At 77.1% G+C, this 13,790-nt stretch carries 14 protein-coding genes; 12 read left to right on the forward strand and 2 right to left on the reverse strand.

Annotated elements, in window-relative coordinates; genetic code table 11:
• Positions 1-164: 164 nt before the first annotated feature.
• The 11 genes from IQ279_RS08950 (at position 165) to IQ279_RS09000 (ending at position 12,098) form a co-directional block, all read left to right on the forward strand.
• A complete protein-coding gene (locus tag IQ279_RS08950; protein ID WP_206347817.1) occupies positions 165-1,802 on the forward strand; it encodes a carbamoyltransferase family protein in 1,638 nt (545 codons plus the stop codon).
• Positions 1,799-2,860, forward strand: coding sequence for a glycosyltransferase family 2 protein (locus IQ279_RS08955; protein WP_206347818.1), 1,062 nt, complete (start codon positions 1,799-1,801; stop codon positions 2,858-2,860). Before IQ279_RS08950 ends, IQ279_RS08955 begins: the two co-directional genes overlap by 4 nt.
• Positions 2,857-3,561, forward strand: coding sequence for a D-glycero-alpha-D-manno-heptose-1,7-bisphosphate 7-phosphatase (locus tag IQ279_RS08960; protein WP_206347819.1), 705 nt, complete (start codon positions 2,857-2,859; stop codon positions 3,559-3,561). The genes IQ279_RS08955 and IQ279_RS08960 overlap by 4 nt, the downstream gene beginning before the upstream one ends.
• Positions 3,558-4,703 (forward strand): glycosyltransferase family 9 protein, encoded by a 1,146-nt coding sequence (locus tag IQ279_RS08965; RefSeq protein WP_206347820.1) that lies wholly within the window; start codon positions 3,558-3,560, stop codon positions 4,701-4,703. Before IQ279_RS08960 ends, IQ279_RS08965 begins: the two co-directional genes overlap by 4 nt.
• Positions 4,700-5,665, forward strand: coding sequence for a glycosyltransferase (locus IQ279_RS08970; RefSeq protein ID WP_206347821.1), 966 nt, complete (start codon positions 4,700-4,702; stop codon positions 5,663-5,665). Before IQ279_RS08965 ends, IQ279_RS08970 begins: the two co-directional genes overlap by 4 nt.
• Complete coding sequence (locus tag IQ279_RS08975) at positions 5,662-6,882, forward strand: glycosyltransferase (protein ID WP_206347822.1); 1,221 nt, start codon at positions 5,662-5,664, stop codon at positions 6,880-6,882. The genes IQ279_RS08970 and IQ279_RS08975 overlap by 4 nt, the downstream gene beginning before the upstream one ends.
• Entirely contained in the window at positions 6,879-7,625 is a 747-nt protein-coding gene (locus tag IQ279_RS08980) for a D-sedoheptulose-7-phosphate isomerase (RefSeq protein ID WP_206347823.1), read from the forward strand. The genes IQ279_RS08975 and IQ279_RS08980 overlap by 4 nt, the downstream gene beginning before the upstream one ends.
• Positions 7,609-9,279: a D-glycero-beta-D-manno-heptose 1-phosphate adenylyltransferase gene (gene rfaE2 / locus IQ279_RS08985; protein WP_241027825.1), complete on the forward strand. Its 1,671-nt coding sequence runs from the start codon at positions 7,609-7,611 to the stop codon at positions 9,277-9,279. Before IQ279_RS08980 ends, rfaE2 begins: the two co-directional genes overlap by 17 nt.
• A gap of 20 nt (positions 9,280-9,299) precedes the next feature.
• A complete protein-coding gene (locus tag IQ279_RS08990) occupies positions 9,300-10,259 on the forward strand; it encodes a glycosyltransferase family 9 protein (RefSeq protein ID WP_206347824.1) in 960 nt (319 codons plus the stop codon).
• Entirely contained in the window at positions 10,256-11,128 is an 873-nt protein-coding gene (locus IQ279_RS08995; RefSeq protein WP_206347825.1) for a glycosyltransferase family 2 protein, read from the forward strand. Before IQ279_RS08990 ends, IQ279_RS08995 begins: the two co-directional genes overlap by 4 nt.
• Before the next feature lie 97 nt (positions 11,129-11,225).
• A complete protein-coding gene (locus tag IQ279_RS09000) occupies positions 11,226-12,098 on the forward strand; it encodes a glycosyltransferase family 2 protein (RefSeq protein WP_307792279.1) in 873 nt (290 codons plus the stop codon).
• A gap of 101 nt (positions 12,099-12,199) precedes the next feature.
• Here the strand turns inward: IQ279_RS09000 and IQ279_RS09005 are convergent, their stop codons facing one another.
• Positions 12,200-12,601 (reverse strand): ChaB family protein, encoded by a 402-nt coding sequence (locus tag IQ279_RS09005; RefSeq protein ID WP_206347827.1) that lies wholly within the window; start codon positions 12,599-12,601, stop codon positions 12,200-12,202.
• A gap of 160 nt (positions 12,602-12,761) precedes the next feature.
• Here IQ279_RS09005 and IQ279_RS09010 point away from each other — a divergent pair, with 160 nt between their 5' ends.
• The gene (locus IQ279_RS09010) at positions 12,762-13,196 is read left to right on the forward strand and encodes a DUF2267 domain-containing protein (protein WP_206347828.1); all 435 of its coding nucleotides are present in this window, start codon (positions 12,762-12,764) and stop codon (positions 13,194-13,196) included.
• Positions 13,197-13,376: 180 nt separating this feature from the next.
• Here IQ279_RS09010 and IQ279_RS09015 read toward each other — a convergent pair whose 3' ends face one another.
• The gene (locus IQ279_RS09015) at positions 13,377-13,727 is read right to left on the reverse strand and encodes a DUF8129 domain-containing protein (RefSeq protein WP_206347829.1); all 351 of its coding nucleotides are present in this window, start codon (positions 13,725-13,727) and stop codon (positions 13,377-13,379) included.
• Between the last annotated feature and the right edge of the window lie 63 nt (positions 13,728-13,790).

Raw genomic sequence — 13,790 nt, forward strand, 5'->3', positions numbered from 1 at the left:
CTCACGGGCGCTCTTACCGTCACCCGTTGGAGTCAGTTCCCCCGTACAGAGTCGACCCGCGGCGTTTGGCATCACCTCCGAAGGTAACCACGGACGCCACGGCATCCCCGGGAGTCCCGGACGCACCTGGGCACACCGGGACCGACACCACGGAGGCACCCTTCATGCGCATCCTCGGCATCAACGCCGTCTTCCACGACCCGGCGGCGGCACTGGTGATCGACGGCCGCACCGTCGCGGCGGCGGAGGAGGAGCGGTTCAGCCGGCGCAAGCACGGCAAGCGGCCGGTGCCGTTCTCCGCCTGGGAGATGCCGGAGCTGTCGGCGGCCTGGTGCCTGCGGCAGGCCGGTCTCACCCCCGCCGACCTGGACGCGGTCGCCTACTCCTTCGACCCCGCCCTGTCGGCGCCGGCCGAGTCGCTGGGCCTGAAAGACCCCTGGGACCACCTGCGCCAGGAGTACGCCCGCCGCGCCCCGTCCTTCCTGGCCGAGGCGCTGCCGGGCCTGGACCCCTCCGCCGTCCGCTTCGTGCCGCACCACATGGCGCACGCCGCGTCCGCCGGGATCGCCGGGCCGCACCGCGACAGCGCTGTACTGGTCCTCGACGGGCGCGGCGAGTGCGCCTCCCATCTGTCCGGCCGCTACCACGGCGACCTGCTGGAGGTGCTGGCCACGCAGAGGCTGCCGCACTCGCTCGGCCTGGTCTACGAGGAGCTGACCGAGCACCTGGGCTTCCTGCGCTCCAGCGACGAGTACAAGGTCATGGCGCTGGCCTCCTACGGCAAGCCGCGCTTCCTGCCCCAGCTGCGGCAGTGGGTGCACAGCGACGGCAGGGGCGGCTTCGCCGCCCACGGGGTGGAGTGGGCGGCGCTGGCCCCGGCCCGCGAGGCGGGCGCCGATTGGAACCAGGACCACGCCGACCTGGCCGCCAGCGCCCAGGCCGTGCTGGAGGAGACGCTGCTGGACCTGGCGAGCTGGCTGCACGCCGAGGGCGGCGGCCGGGAGCTGACCCTGGCCGGCGGGGTGGCGCTGAACTGCGTGGCCAACTCCCGGCTGGCCGCCGAGGGCCCCTTCGAGCGGGTGTGGGTGCAGCCCGCGGCCGGCGACGCGGGCACCGCGCTGGGCGCGGCCCTGCACCTGGCCGCCGCACACGACGAGTCCCCGCCGCCGATGCCCGGCGCCGACCTGGGCCGCGGCTGGTCGGAGCAGGAGATCGAGGACTTCCTCAAGGACGCGGCCGTCCCATACGAGCGGCCCGCCGACATCGCCGAGACCGTCGCCGGGACACTGGCCGGCGACGGGATCGTGGCCTGGTTCCAGGGTCGCGCCGAGTACGGGCCGCGCGCCCTGGGGCACCGCTCGCTGCTGGCCCACCCGGGCCGGGCCGAGAACCTGGACCGGCTCAACCGGGTGAAGGGCCGCGAGGAGTTCCGCCCCGTGGCGCCCATGGTCACCGAGGAGCGCGCCGCGGAGATCTTCGACGGGCCGCTGCCCAGCCCGTACATGCTGTTCGTGCACGACGTGGCCAGGCAGTGGCGCAGCCGCATCCCCGCGGTGGTGCACGTGGACGGCACCGCCCGCATCCAGACGGTGAACCCGGGCGACGAGCCGCTGGTGGCGCGGATGCTGGCGGCCTTCGAGCGCCGCACCGGGCTGCCGGTGGTGGTCAACACCAGCCTCAACACCGCCGGGCGCCCGATGGTGGACTCCCCGCGTGACGCGCTGGAGTGCTTCGGCTCCTCACCCGTGGACCTGCTGGCCATCGGACCGTTCGCGGTCCGCCGCGGAAGGTTCTTCGCGTGAGCGCCCCGCACCGGGCCGCCGTCGACTACTCGGTGGTCATACCCACCGTCGGCCGCCCCTGCCTGGCCGACTGCCTGGCGTCGCTGGGCGGGTCGTCCGGACCCGAGCCGCGCGAGATCGTGATCGTGGACGACCGGCCGCAGCCCGAGCCGCTCCGCGAGGGCCTGCCGCTGCACTCACTGGGCCCGCTGCGCGAGCGCGCCACCGTGGTGCAGACCGGCGGCCGGGGCCCGGCCGGCGCCCGCAACATCGGCTGGCAGCTGGTCACCGCCCCCTGGGTGGCCTTCCTCGACGACGACGTGCGCGTCGGCGCCCGCTGGCGCGAGGCCCTGGCCCGCGACCTGGGCGAGGCCGACCCCACCGTCGCCGGGGTGCAGGGGGTGCTGGACGTGCCGCTGCCCACCGGTCGGCGCCCCACCGACTGGGAGCGCAACACCGCCGGGCTGGCCCGCGCCCAGTGGGCCACGGCCGACATGGCCTACCGCACCGAGGCGCTCAAGGCGGTCGGCGGCTTCGACGAGCGCTTCCCGCGTGCCTTCCGCGAGGACGCCGACCTGGCGCTGCGGGTGCTGGACGACGGCTGGCGCATCCGGCGCGGCAACCGGCTGACCACGCATCCGGTGCGGCCCGCCGGCCGCTGGGTGTCGCTGCGCATGCAGCGCGGCAACGCCGACGACGCGCTGATGCTGCGGCTGCACGGCCCCGCCTGGTGGCGGCGGGCCGCGGCCCCCCGGGGCCGCATCCGGCGCCACGCGGCGGTCACGGCCGCAGGCCTCGCGGCGCTCGTCTCGGCCGCGGCGGGACGGCGGTGGGCCGCGGCCCTGGCCGGGACGGGGTGGCTGCTGGGCACGGCCGAGTTCGCCCGCGCCCGGATCACGCCCGGGCCCCGCACCCGCGAGGAGGTCACGACCATGCTGGCGACCAGCGCGCTCATACCGCCGCTGGCGGTGTACCACCGGCTGGCCGGGACGCTGCGCCACCGCGCCGCCGCCCCCTGGGAGGCGGGCCCGGGCGGCGGACACGGCGGCGGGGACCGTGCCGGGGGAGGCACGGCATGACGGCGGTGCGCGCGGTGCTGCTCGACCGGGACGGGACCCTCGTGGAGGACGTCCCCTACAACGGCGACCCGGATCTGGTGCGCCCGATGCCGGGCGCCGCCGAGGCGATGGCGCTGCTGCGCTCCCGCGGTGTGCCGGCCGCGGTGGTCACCAACCAGTCCGGCATCGCGCGCGGCCTGATCGGCTGGGACGACATGGGCCGGGTGCACGCCCGGATCGACGAACTGCTGGGCCCCTTCCACGCCTGGGCCGTCTGCCCGCACGGCCCGGACGACGGCTGCGCCTGCCGCAAGCCCGCCCCCGCCCTGCTGCTGGACTCGGCCCGGCGGCTGGGCGCGGCCCCCGCCGAGTGCGTGGTGATCGGGGACATCGGCTCCGACGTGGAAGCCGCGCGTGCCGCAGGCGCCCGCGCCATCCTCGTCCCCACCCCCGTGACCCTTGCGGAGGAGGTGCGGGAGGCGCCCGCGGTCGCCCCCGACCTGCTCACGGCGGTGCGCGCCGCGCTGGACGGGCCGTGGCCGGGCCCCGCCGGCGGGCGGGCCGGGGACGGCCGCGCTCCCGTGCGGGAGTTCGCACCCGCCGACCGGGCCGCCCGGACCCCGGCGACCTCCCGCGCCGCGGCCCGCACGGCCTCCCGCACAGCCGCCCGTACGTCCGCCCGCGCAGCCGCCCGTACCGCCACCGTCCGGAGGCCGTCATGAGAGCACTCGTCGCACGTCTGGACAGCTTCGGGGACGTGCTGCTGGCAGGCCCGGCGGTGCGGGCCGTGGCCGCGCGCGCCGACCGTGTGACGCTGCTGTGCGGCCCGCGCGGCGCGCCCGCCGGGCGGATGCTGCCCGGGGTGGACGAGGTCCTCGTCTGGGACGCCCCCTGGGTGGGCCTCGACCCGCCCCCCACCGCGCGGGACGGCGTCGAGGAGGCCGTGGAGCTGATCGCCGGGCAGCGCTGCGACACCGCCCTGGTCCTGGCCTCGGCCCACCAGAGCCCCCTGCCCACCGCCCTGGTGCTGCGGATGGCGGGAATCTCCCGGATCGCCGCCGACAGCGTCCACTACCCCGGCTCGCTGCTGGACGTCCGCCACCGGCGCGACGAGCACGCGCACGAGGCCGAGGCCGCGCTGGCGCTGGCCGAGACGGCCGGCTTCCCCCTGCCCGGGGGCGACGACGGGCGGCTGCGGGTGCTGCCTCCGCCCGGGGCGGAGGAGCTGGCCGGGCCGCCGGGCTATGTCGTACTGCACCCGGGCGCGAGCGTGCCAGCCCGCCGCTGGAGCCCGGGGCTGTCGGCCGAGGCCGTCGAAGCCCTGGCCGAGGCCGGGCACCGGGTGGTGGTCACCGGTGTGCCCGAGGAGCGCGAGCTGACCTCGTACGTGGCCGGCCGCGCGGGGCTGGACCTGGGAGGGCGCACCTCGCCCGCCGAGCTGGCCGGAGTGCTGGCGGGCGCGGCGGCCGTGGTCACCGGGAACACCGGCCCGGCCCACCTGGCCGCCGCCGTGGGCGCGCCGGTGGTATCGCTGTTCTCGCCGGTCGTCCCGGCCGAGCGCTGGGCCCCCTTCCGGGTCCCCCTGGTACTGCTGGGCGACCAGCAGGCCGCCTGCGCCGGTACCAGGGCCCGTGTCTGCCCCGTCCCCGGGCACCCCTGTCTGGACCGCGTGACGCCCCAGGACGTGGTCACGGCCGTGGAGAAGGCCGCCGCCGAAGGCGGTAGGCAGAGCACAGCCGCCGAAGGCGGTAGGCAGAGCACAGCCGCCGAAGGCGGTAGGCAGAGCACAGCCGCCGAAGGCGGTAGGCAGGGCACAGCCGCCGGGGGCGACCGGGAGAGCACGGGCCGGGAGGGCGCCGTATGAGGATCCTGCTGTGGCATGTGCACGGTTCCTGGACCACCGCGTTCGTCCAGGGCCCGCACACCTACCTCGTACCCGTCACCCCAGACCGGGGCCCCGACGGACTCGGCCGCGCCGTCACCTTCGACTGGCCGGACAGCGTGGTGGAACTGCCCCCCGAGGAACTGCGGGAGGCGGACGTCGACCTGGTGGTGCTCCAGCGCCCCCACGAGCTCGGCCTGGCCGAGCAGTGGCTGGGCGGCCGGCTGCCGGGCCGCGACGTGCCGGCCGTCTACCTGGAGCACAACGCGCCGGACGGGAACGTGCCCGACACCCGCCACCCGATGGCCGGGCAGACGGGCCTGCCGATCGTCCACGTCACCCACTTCAACCGGCTGTTCTGGGACTGCGGCCCCTCCCCCATCGCCGTCGTCGAACACGGCATCGTGGACCCGGGGCCGCTGTACACCGGCGATCTGGAGCGGGCGGCGGTGGTGGTCAACGAGCCGCTGCGCCGCGGCCGCACCACCGGCACCGACCTGCTGCCGCGTTTCGCGCAGGCCGCGCCGCTGGACGTCTTCGGCATGCGGACGAGGGGGCTGGCCGAGCGGCTCGGCGTCCCCGAGGAGCGCTGCCGCTCCCACGAACTCCCCCAGCGCGAGCTGCACCTGGCCATGGCCCGGCGGCGGGTGTACGTGCACCCGGTCCGCTGGACCTCGCTCGGCCTGTCGCTGCTGGAGGCCATGCACCTGGGCATGCCCGTGGTCGCGCTGGACACCACCGAGGCGTCCGCGGCCGTGCCCGAGGGGGCCGGAGTGCTCTCCAACCGGCTCGACGTCCTGACCGACGCCGTCCGCGGTCTCCTCGCCGACCCGGCGTACGCGCGCCACGTCGGCGAGCAGGCGCGTACGGCGGCACTGGCCCGCTACGGGCTGCCGCGCTTCCTGGACGACTGGGAGCGGCTGATCAAGGAGGTGGCCCGATGAGGATCGCCATGGTGTCCGAGCACGCGAGTCCACTCGCCGCGCTCGGCGGACCCGACTCCGGGGGCCAGAACGTGTACGTCGCGCAGTTGTCCAAGGAGCTGGCGCGGCGCGGCCACCAGGTCACCGTCCACACCCGCCGGGACTCCCCCGAGCCACCCGACCGGGTGCCTCTGGCGCCGGGGGTGATCGTCGAGCACGTACCGGCCGGGCCGCCTCGGCCGGTGCCCAAGGACGAGCTGCTGCCGCACATGACCGCCTTCGGCGACCATCTGGCGCGCCGCTGGGAGGCGCGGCGGCCGGACGTGGCGCACGCGCACTTCTGGATGTCGGGCACGGCCGCGCTGCTCGGCGCGAAGGGCCGGGGCGTCCCGGTCGTGCAGACCTTCCACGCGCTGGGCACCGTCAAGCGGCGCCACCAGGGCGCGGACGACACCAGCCCGCCCGAGCGGATCGAGGTGGAGCGGCGGATCGGCCGCGAGTGCGCCCGTGTCCTGGCGACCTGCGCCGACGAGGTGTTCGAGCTGACCGCGATGGGCGTGCCGCCGGAGCGGACGTCGGTGGTGCCGTGCGGTGTGGACACCCTGGAGTTCGGCCCGGCCGGCCTTGCCGTGCGAGGTGCCCGCCGCGACGGCCCGCACCGGCTGCTGGCGATCGGCCGCCTGGTGCCGCGCAAGGGCTTCGACCAGGCCATCGCGGCGCTGGCCCAGGTCCCCGGCGCGGAGCTGCTGATCGCCGGCGGCCCCGAACCCGCGCTGCTGGAGACCGACCCCGAGGCGGTGCGGCTGCGGCGGCTGGCCGGCCGGCTGGGGGTGGCGGACCGGGTGCGGCTGCTGGGCGCGGTGCCGCACGAGCGGATGCCCGAGCTGATCCGCGGCGCCGACCTGGTGCTGTCCACGCCGCGCTACGAGCCGTTCGGCATCGTCCCGCTGGAGGCCATGGCCTGCGGGGTGCCGATCGTGGCCACCGGCGTCGGCGGCCATCTGGACTCGGTCGCCGACCGGGTCACCGGGCGGCTGGTGCCGCCGGACGATCCCGGCGCGCTCGCCCGCGCCGTCAACGAGCTGACCGGCTCCCCCGGGCTGCTGCGCCGCTACGGCGAGGCCGGTCGTGGGCGCGTCCTGGCCCGCTTCTCCTGGGAGCGGGTCGCCGACGGCGCCGAGCAGGTGTACGCCCAGGTGGTCGCGCGCCACCGTGTTCCGACGGGGGCGACCCGATGACGACACCCAGGACCACCGCGAAGAACGGCTCCAGGGCCGCCGCCAAGGCCGCCACCGGGACCGCGGCCAAGTCCGCCGCCGGGAACGGCGCGAAGGTCCGCCGCGTCCGGGCGGCACCGGCTCCGGCCCCCGCCCCGGCGACGGGGCCGGTCGCCGGCCACTGCGACGAGCTGCTGCACGCGCTGGCACCCTTCCGCGACCAGGCCGGCACCGCCCAGAGCTGGGGCGAGCGCCTGGCGCGGGTGCTGGCGGGCGGCGGACGGCTGCTGGCGGCCGGGAACGGCGGCAGCGCCGCCCAGGCCCAGCATCTGACGGCCGAGCTGGTGGGCCGCTACCGCGACGACCGCCCGCCCTTCTCCGCCATCGCCCTGCACGCCGACACCTCCTCCACCACCGCGATCGCCAACGACTACGGGGTGGACGAGGTGTTCGCCCGGCAGGTGCGGGCGCACGGGCGCGGGGGCGATGTGCTGATGCTGCTGTCGACCAGCGGCGCCAGCGCCAACCTGCTGTCGGCCGCCGAGGCCGGGCGCGGGGCGGGGATGTCGGTGTGGGCGCTGACCGGGCCCGCACCCAACCCGCTGGCCGCGGGCAGCGACGAGTCGCTGTGCGTACGGGCGGGCTCCACCGCGACGGTGCAGGAACTCCACCTGGTGACGGTGCACATGGTGTGCGCCGCGTTCGACGCCGCCCTGGAGGGCGTCCTGGAAGGGGGGAGCGCCGACGATGCCGCCGACGCCTGACCCGATGCCCGAGCCGGCACCCGAGCCGATGTCCGATCCGGCGTCCGAGCCGCTGCCCGGTTCGCTGTACGGCGCGGTGCCCGGCGCCTCCACCGCGCCGGGCGGCGGCGCCGCACCGCTGGTCGTGGTCGGCGACGCCCTGCTCGACCGCGATCTGGTCGGCCGCGCGGACCGCCTGGCCCCGGACGCGCCGGTGCCGGTGCTGGAGGACTGCGAGGAGCGGCTGCGCCCGGGCGGCGCCGCCCTGGCAGCCTATGTGGCGGCGCTCGGCGGCCGCCCGGTCACCCTGGTGACCGCCCTGGGGGAGGACCCGGCGAGCGCGCGGCTGCGCGAACTGCTGGCTCCCTGGGTGTCGGTGGCCGCACTGCCCCTGGACGGCGCCCTGTCGGAGAAGACCAGGGTGCTGGCCGGCGGCCGCCCGGTGGTCCGGATGGACCGGGGCGACGGCCGGGCCCTCTTCGGCGGGGGCCCCGGCGGGGGCGGGACCGTGCCCGAGGAGGTCCGCGAGGCGATCGCCTCGGCCCCGGCCCTACTGGTCTCCGACTACGGCCGGGGCACGGCGGACGCCGTACGCGGGCTGCTGGCAAAGCGGGCCGTCCGGGTGCCGCTGGTGTGGGACCCGCATCCGCGCGGCCGCGAGCCGGTCCCGGGCACCCGTCTGGTGACCCCGACGGCGGCGGAGGCCCGGTTGTTCGCCGGACGGCTGGAGGGGGGTCCCGGCGTTCCCGGGGGTCCGTCCGGCCCGGTGGCCGACGCGGCCCCGGCGAAGGCAGGCAGGGCTTCGCGGCCCCCGAAGACCGCGCGGGCGGCAGGGCCCGTGAGGCCGGCGAAGCCGTCCGGCGAGTCGGAGAGTCTGCACGCGGCGGCCCACCACGCCCGGGCGCTGGCCGAGGCCTGGGGCGCGGCCTCGGTGGCCATCACCCTCGGCGACCGCGGCGCGCTGCTGTCCTACGGCGACCATCCGCTGCTGGTGCCCGCGCCCGCGCGGCACAGCGGCGACTCCTGCGGAGCCGGCGACCAGTTCGCCGCCGCCGCGGCCGGGCTGCTGGCCGACGGCGCGCTGCCGGAGACCGCCGTACGCGGCGCGGTGGCGGCCGCCACCGGCTATGTGGCGGCCGGGGGCGCGGCGGCGCTGGCCTTCCCCGACCGGGCCGCACCCCGGCCCCCCTCGGCCGCCCGCGGCGAGGACGCGGAGCACCTGGTGGCCCGGGTCCGGGCGGCGGGCGGCACGGTGGTGGCCACCGGCGGCTGCTTCGACCTGCTGCACGCCGGCCACGTCGGACTGCTCCAGGCGGCCCGCCGCACCGGCGACTGCCTGGTGGTCTGCCTGAACTCGGACGCCTCGGTGCGCCGCCGCAAGGGGCCGGGCCGGCCCATCAACCCACTGGCCGACCGCGTCCGGGTGCTGCGCGCCCTGGAGTGCGTGGACGCGGTGGCGGTCTTCGACGAGGACACCCCCGAGGAGCTGCTGGAGCGGCTGCGCCCGGACGTGTGGGTCAAGGGCGGCGACTACGCGCTGGCCGATCTGCCCGAGGCCGCACTGGTGGAGGGCTGGGGCGGGCAGGCGGTGCTGCTGCCGTACCTCGACGGCCGCTCCAGCAGCCGTATCGCCGAGCGCGCGGCGGTGTCCGTGTCCCGGAACGGGGCTCGGTGAGCGGCCGGCCGGACGCCCCCGTGAACGGTTCCGCGGGCGCCCCCCACCGGCCCCGGCTGCTGGCGCTGCGTGCGCTGGGCCTGGGCGACCTGCTGGCCGGGGTGCCCGCGCTGCGGGCGCTGCGCCGGGCGTTCCCCGGCCACGAGACCGTACTCGCCGCCCCCGCGGAGCTGGCTCCTCTCGTCCGCGCGAGCGGCGCCGTGGACACCCTGCTGCCCGCCTCCGCGCCGGGCCGGGCAGTGCCCCGGATCACCGGCTGGCACGGGCCGCCGCCCCAGGTCGCCGTCGATCTGCACGGCGGGGGGCCGGAGAGCGTGCGGGCGCTGCGTGCGCTGGACCCCGGCCGCCTGCTGGCCTTCGCCGCCGGCGACGGCCCCCGGTGGTACGCCGGGGAGCACGAACGCGACCGCTGGTGCCGCCTGCTGGCCTGGTACGGCGTCCCGGCCGACCCCGCCGACCTGCGGCTGCCGCCGCCCGCCGCGGCCTGTCCCGCTCCGGGGGCGGTACTGCTCCACCCCGGCGCGGGCTCCCCGGCACGCTGCTGGCCCGTCGAGCGGTACGCGGAGGTCGCCGCCGGGCTGCGGCGCTCCGGGCGCCGGGTGGTGGTCACCGGCGGCGCCCACGAGCACGACCTGCTGGCGCGGCTGGCCAAGTCGGCCGGTCTGCCCGATGCCGACGTCCACGGCGAGCCGCCGCTGGAGCGGCTGTCGGCGCTGGTCGCGGGCGCCTCGGCCGTGGTGAGCGGCGACACCGGTGTGGCCCATCTGGCAGTGGCCCACGGAACCGCGTCGGTGACCCTGTTCGGGCCGGTGCCGCCCGCGCTGTGGGGTCCGCCGCCGCTGGAGCGTCACCGGGTGCTGTGGCACCCGGGCCCGCCCGGCGACCCGCACGGCCGCCGTCCCGACCCCCTGCTGCTGCGCATCCGGCCGGAGGAGGTTCTGGAGGCGCTGTCCCTGCTGCCGGAGGTGCGTACCGCTTGAACGGCTCACCGATAGGCGTGGTCATCGCCACCCGCGACCGCGCCGACAGCCTCGCGCGCACGCTGCGTGCGCTGACCTCACTGCCCGAGCGCCCGCCGGTGCTGGTGGTTGACAACGCCTCGGCCGACCACACCCGCACCATGGTCGCGTCCCTCTTCCCCCAGGTGGCGCTGATGCCGCTGCCCGAGAACCGCGGGGCGATCGCCCGCAACCTGGGCGTGGCGGCGATGCGGACCCCGTACGTGGCCTTCAGCGACGACGACTCCTGGTGGGAGCCGGGCTCGCTGGCCGGGGCCGCCGATCTGCTCGACGCCCATCCGCGGCTGGGGCTGATCGCCGCTCGCACCCTGGTTGGCCCCGAGGAGGCCCCCGATCCCCTGAACGACCTGCTGGCCGACTCCCCGCTGGGCACGGCCCGGGATCTGCCCGGCCCGCAGGTTCTGGGTTTCCTGGCATGCGCCTCGGTGGTGCGGCGGTCGGCGTTCCTGGACGCCGGGGGGTTCCATCCGCTGCTGTTCTTCGGCGCCGAGGAGACCCTGCTCGCCTACGACCTGGCCGCCCGGGGCTGGGGGGTCGTCCACTGCCCCGGGGTCGTCGCCCACCACCACCCCGGTCCCTCGCCGCGCTCCGGGCGCGGCTCCCAAATGCTGCGCAACGGACTGCTCACCACCTGGCTGCGCCGGCCGCTGCCGCTGGCCGCACGCCGCACCGGGGCGCTGGCCGCGCGGGCCCACCGCGACCCGGAGGCCCGCCGCGCCCTGCTCGGCGCGCTGGCCCGGCTGCCGTCGGCGGTGCGCGCCCGCAGGCCCCTGCCGCCGTACACCGAGGAAGCCGCACGCCGTGTGGAAGGACAGCTCCGTGGCCCCTGAGCACCCCGGAACCGCCGGAACCGGCAGGACCGCCGAAGCCGCCGAAGCCGCCGGGCCCACCGGAGGCGGCGGGGACGGCGGCTCCCGGGTCTCGGTCGTGGTGATCACCCACAACCGCCGCGAGGAGCTGCTGCGCACCCTGGGCCGGCTGGCCGAACTGCCCGAGCGGCCGCCGGTGTTCGTCGTCGACAACGCCTCGGCGGACGGCACCGCCGAGACCGTCGCACGCATCCATCCATGGGTGCGGCTGCTGCGGTCGGAGCGGAATCTGGGGGCGGTGGGACGCAATGTCGCGGTGGAGCGCGTGACCACGCCGTATGTGGCCTTCTGCGACGACGACTCATGGTGGGAGCCGGGCTCGCTGGCCAAGGCCGCCGATCTGCTCGACGCCCGCCCCCGCCTGGCGGCGGTCACCGCGCGCATCGTGGTGGAGCCCGGCGGGGCCGAGGACCCGATCGTCGCCGAACTGCGCGGCTCCCCGCTGTCCGGCCCCGGGTGGCTGCCCGGTCCGGCCCTGGGCTCGTTCCTGGCCGCGGCCACGGTGCTGCGCACCGACGCCTTCCGTAGGGCGGGCGGTTTCTCGCCCCGGCTGTGGCTGGGCGGCGAGGAGGAACTGCTGGCCACCGATCTGATGGTGCGCGGCTGGTGGCTGGCCTACGCGGAGGAGCTGACGGTCCACCACGCGCCCTCGGCGGTGCGGGACGCGACCGCGCGCCGGGAGGACGGGCTGCGCAACACGCTGTGGTTCGGCTGGCTGCGCCGGCCGCTGCCCGCGGCGCTGCGCCGCACCTGGCGGCTGGCGCGCACGGTGCCGCGCGACGCGGCGTCGGCGCGGGCCTTCGGCCGGGCACTGGCGGGGCTGCCGTGGGTGCTGCGCGAGCGCCGGGCGGTGCCGGCGGAGGTCGAGGAGCGGCTGCGGCTGCTGGAGGAGGAGCAGCGCCGCTCCTCCGCCCGCCGCTACGTCGGCTGAGGCGGGCGGTACGGCCGGCGCCGTGCCGGGGTGCTCCCGCCCGGCACGGCGCCGGCCGTACCGCCCGGGCCGGAACCCGGCCGGGTCCCGGCCGGGACCGGCTAGGAGCGCGCCTCGCGGGTCCTGGAGCGGTTGGCCTTGCGGATGGCCCGCAGCAGCTCGTCCTTGGTCATCCGGGAGCGTCCGCCTATGTCCAGCCGCTGGGCGATGGAGTACAGGTGCTCCTTGCTGGCGTTCTCGTCGACGCCCTCACCGCTGCGCCCGCCCCTGCCGCGCGGGCGGGCGGCCCGCTCGTCGGAGGGCCCCTTGCGGCCGCCCTCCTTGCGTTCCCAGTGGTCGCCCACCTTCTCGAACTTGTGCTTCAGGGCGCTGTAGGCGGTCTGGTGTGCGCGCCGGCCCTCTCCGTACTCCTCCACCGCGGAGTCGTGGGCCTTGATCCAGGTGCGCTGCGCCTCCTCGGGGGAGCGCTCCAGGGTCGACGGAAGCTCCTTCCGTTCGGGCACCTTCCTCACCTCCGATTCGTCGGGTCCGTTACGGCTTCCCGGCCGTCGGTCACGGAAACGGCAGGTGTCGATGCGCACCGGCAGGGTCACCCGCATCCGAGGGGGCCGCGGCGGGGCCCTCCCACGAGATCCCGACCAGACGCCGAGAGGGGTGCCGACCATGCGGTACGAGGAGCTCACCGGCCAGGTGCAGGCGCACGCGGACCTTCCGGACCGGCAGACGGCCGAGCGGGCCCTGCGGGCCACGCTGGAGACGCTGGCGGAGCGGATACCGGACGGCGTGGCCGATCATCTGGCCGCCCAGCTGCCCGGGGAGGCCGCGGAGTCGCTGCGCCGGGTGGTGGCCGGGCACGAGGCCTCGCCGCAGCGGCGGGCGGAGGCCCGCACCCACGGCGAGCCGTTCGACCTGACCACCTTCGCCGGGCGGGTGGCCTGGCGGGCCCGCGCGACGGAGGACACCGCGGTGCGGGAGGCCACGGCGGTGCTGGAGGTGCTCGACGCGGCGGTCTCGCCCGAGTTGATGACCAAGGTGGGCCACGTCCTGCCGCCGGACATCCGCGAACTGCTGCCCTCCACCCGCGCCGAGGAGTACTGAGCCCCGGGCCGCTCCGGCCTCCCTCCTGTCCGCGTCCGGCCGCCCTTCCGGAAGGGCGGCCGGACGCGGACAGGAGGGAAGAGGACAGCAGGACGGACGAGGACAGGACGGGCACGGGCACGGGCGAAGGCCCCCGGGAGCGGGGACAGGCTCCCGGGGGCCTCGCCTGCCGGGCGGCCTCTACCGGAAGCGGTTGCCCACCGGCTTGGCGCGCTGGTCGGGGGTGCCGTGCGGGGGCGGGTTGTACGGCTCCGGCGAGGTCGCCGGGCTGACGGGTGATCCGCCGGGTGTGCCCTGCGGCCCCGAGGGCGGCTCGGCGCCGCCCGGGGAGCGCGGGCTGCCCTCCTCCAACTGGTGCGCACGGGCCGTCAGCAGCGCGATCACATGGGTGCGGCCGGCGTGTTCGCGCTCGTAGCGGAGCAGCCGCTCCAGGTCGTCGTGCGACAGGGCCCGGATCCGGTGCTCCAGCTCGCCCGCGGAGAGGTGATCGTAGTCGGGGAACGGGAGTTCGTCGTGATCGGTGGTACTCATCCGTTCCGGGTGTCCGAGCCGGGGGCCGCGAAAACCCGGTGGCCGCCACGATTATCCCGATGG

The sequence above is a fragment of the Streptomyces verrucosisporus genome (assembly GCF_017114865.1).
Lineage (GTDB): Bacteria > Actinomycetota > Actinomycetes > Streptomycetales > Streptomycetaceae > Streptomyces > Streptomyces fenghuangensis.

What these genes read in the sequence shown, in the direction of transcription:
- IQ279_RS08980 (WP_206347823.1), top strand. Translation starts at nt 6,879, where the DNA reads ATGACGACACCCAGGACCACCGCGAAGAACGGCTCCAGGGCCGCCGCC.
- rfaE2 (WP_241027825.1), top strand. Translation starts at nt 7,609, where the DNA reads ATGCCGCCGACGCCTGACCCGATGCCCGAGCCGGCACCCGAGCCGATG.
- IQ279_RS09010 (WP_206347828.1), top strand. Translation starts at nt 12,762, where the DNA reads ATGCGGTACGAGGAGCTCACCGGCCAGGTGCAGGCGCACGCGGACCTT.
- IQ279_RS08950 (WP_206347817.1), top strand. Translation starts at nt 165, where the DNA reads ATGCGCATCCTCGGCATCAACGCCGTCTTCCACGACCCGGCGGCGGCA.
- IQ279_RS08975 (WP_206347822.1), top strand. Translation starts at nt 5,662, where the DNA reads ATGAGGATCGCCATGGTGTCCGAGCACGCGAGTCCACTCGCCGCGCTC.
- IQ279_RS08970 (WP_206347821.1), top strand. Translation starts at nt 4,700, where the DNA reads ATGAGGATCCTGCTGTGGCATGTGCACGGTTCCTGGACCACCGCGTTC.
- IQ279_RS08960 (WP_206347819.1), top strand. Translation starts at nt 2,857, where the DNA reads ATGACGGCGGTGCGCGCGGTGCTGCTCGACCGGGACGGGACCCTCGTG.
- IQ279_RS09015 (WP_206347829.1), bottom strand. Translation starts at nt 13,727, where the DNA reads ATGAGTACCACCGATCACGACGAACTCCCGTTCCCCGACTACGATCAC.
- IQ279_RS08965 (WP_206347820.1), top strand. Translation starts at nt 3,558, where the DNA reads ATGAGAGCACTCGTCGCACGTCTGGACAGCTTCGGGGACGTGCTGCTG.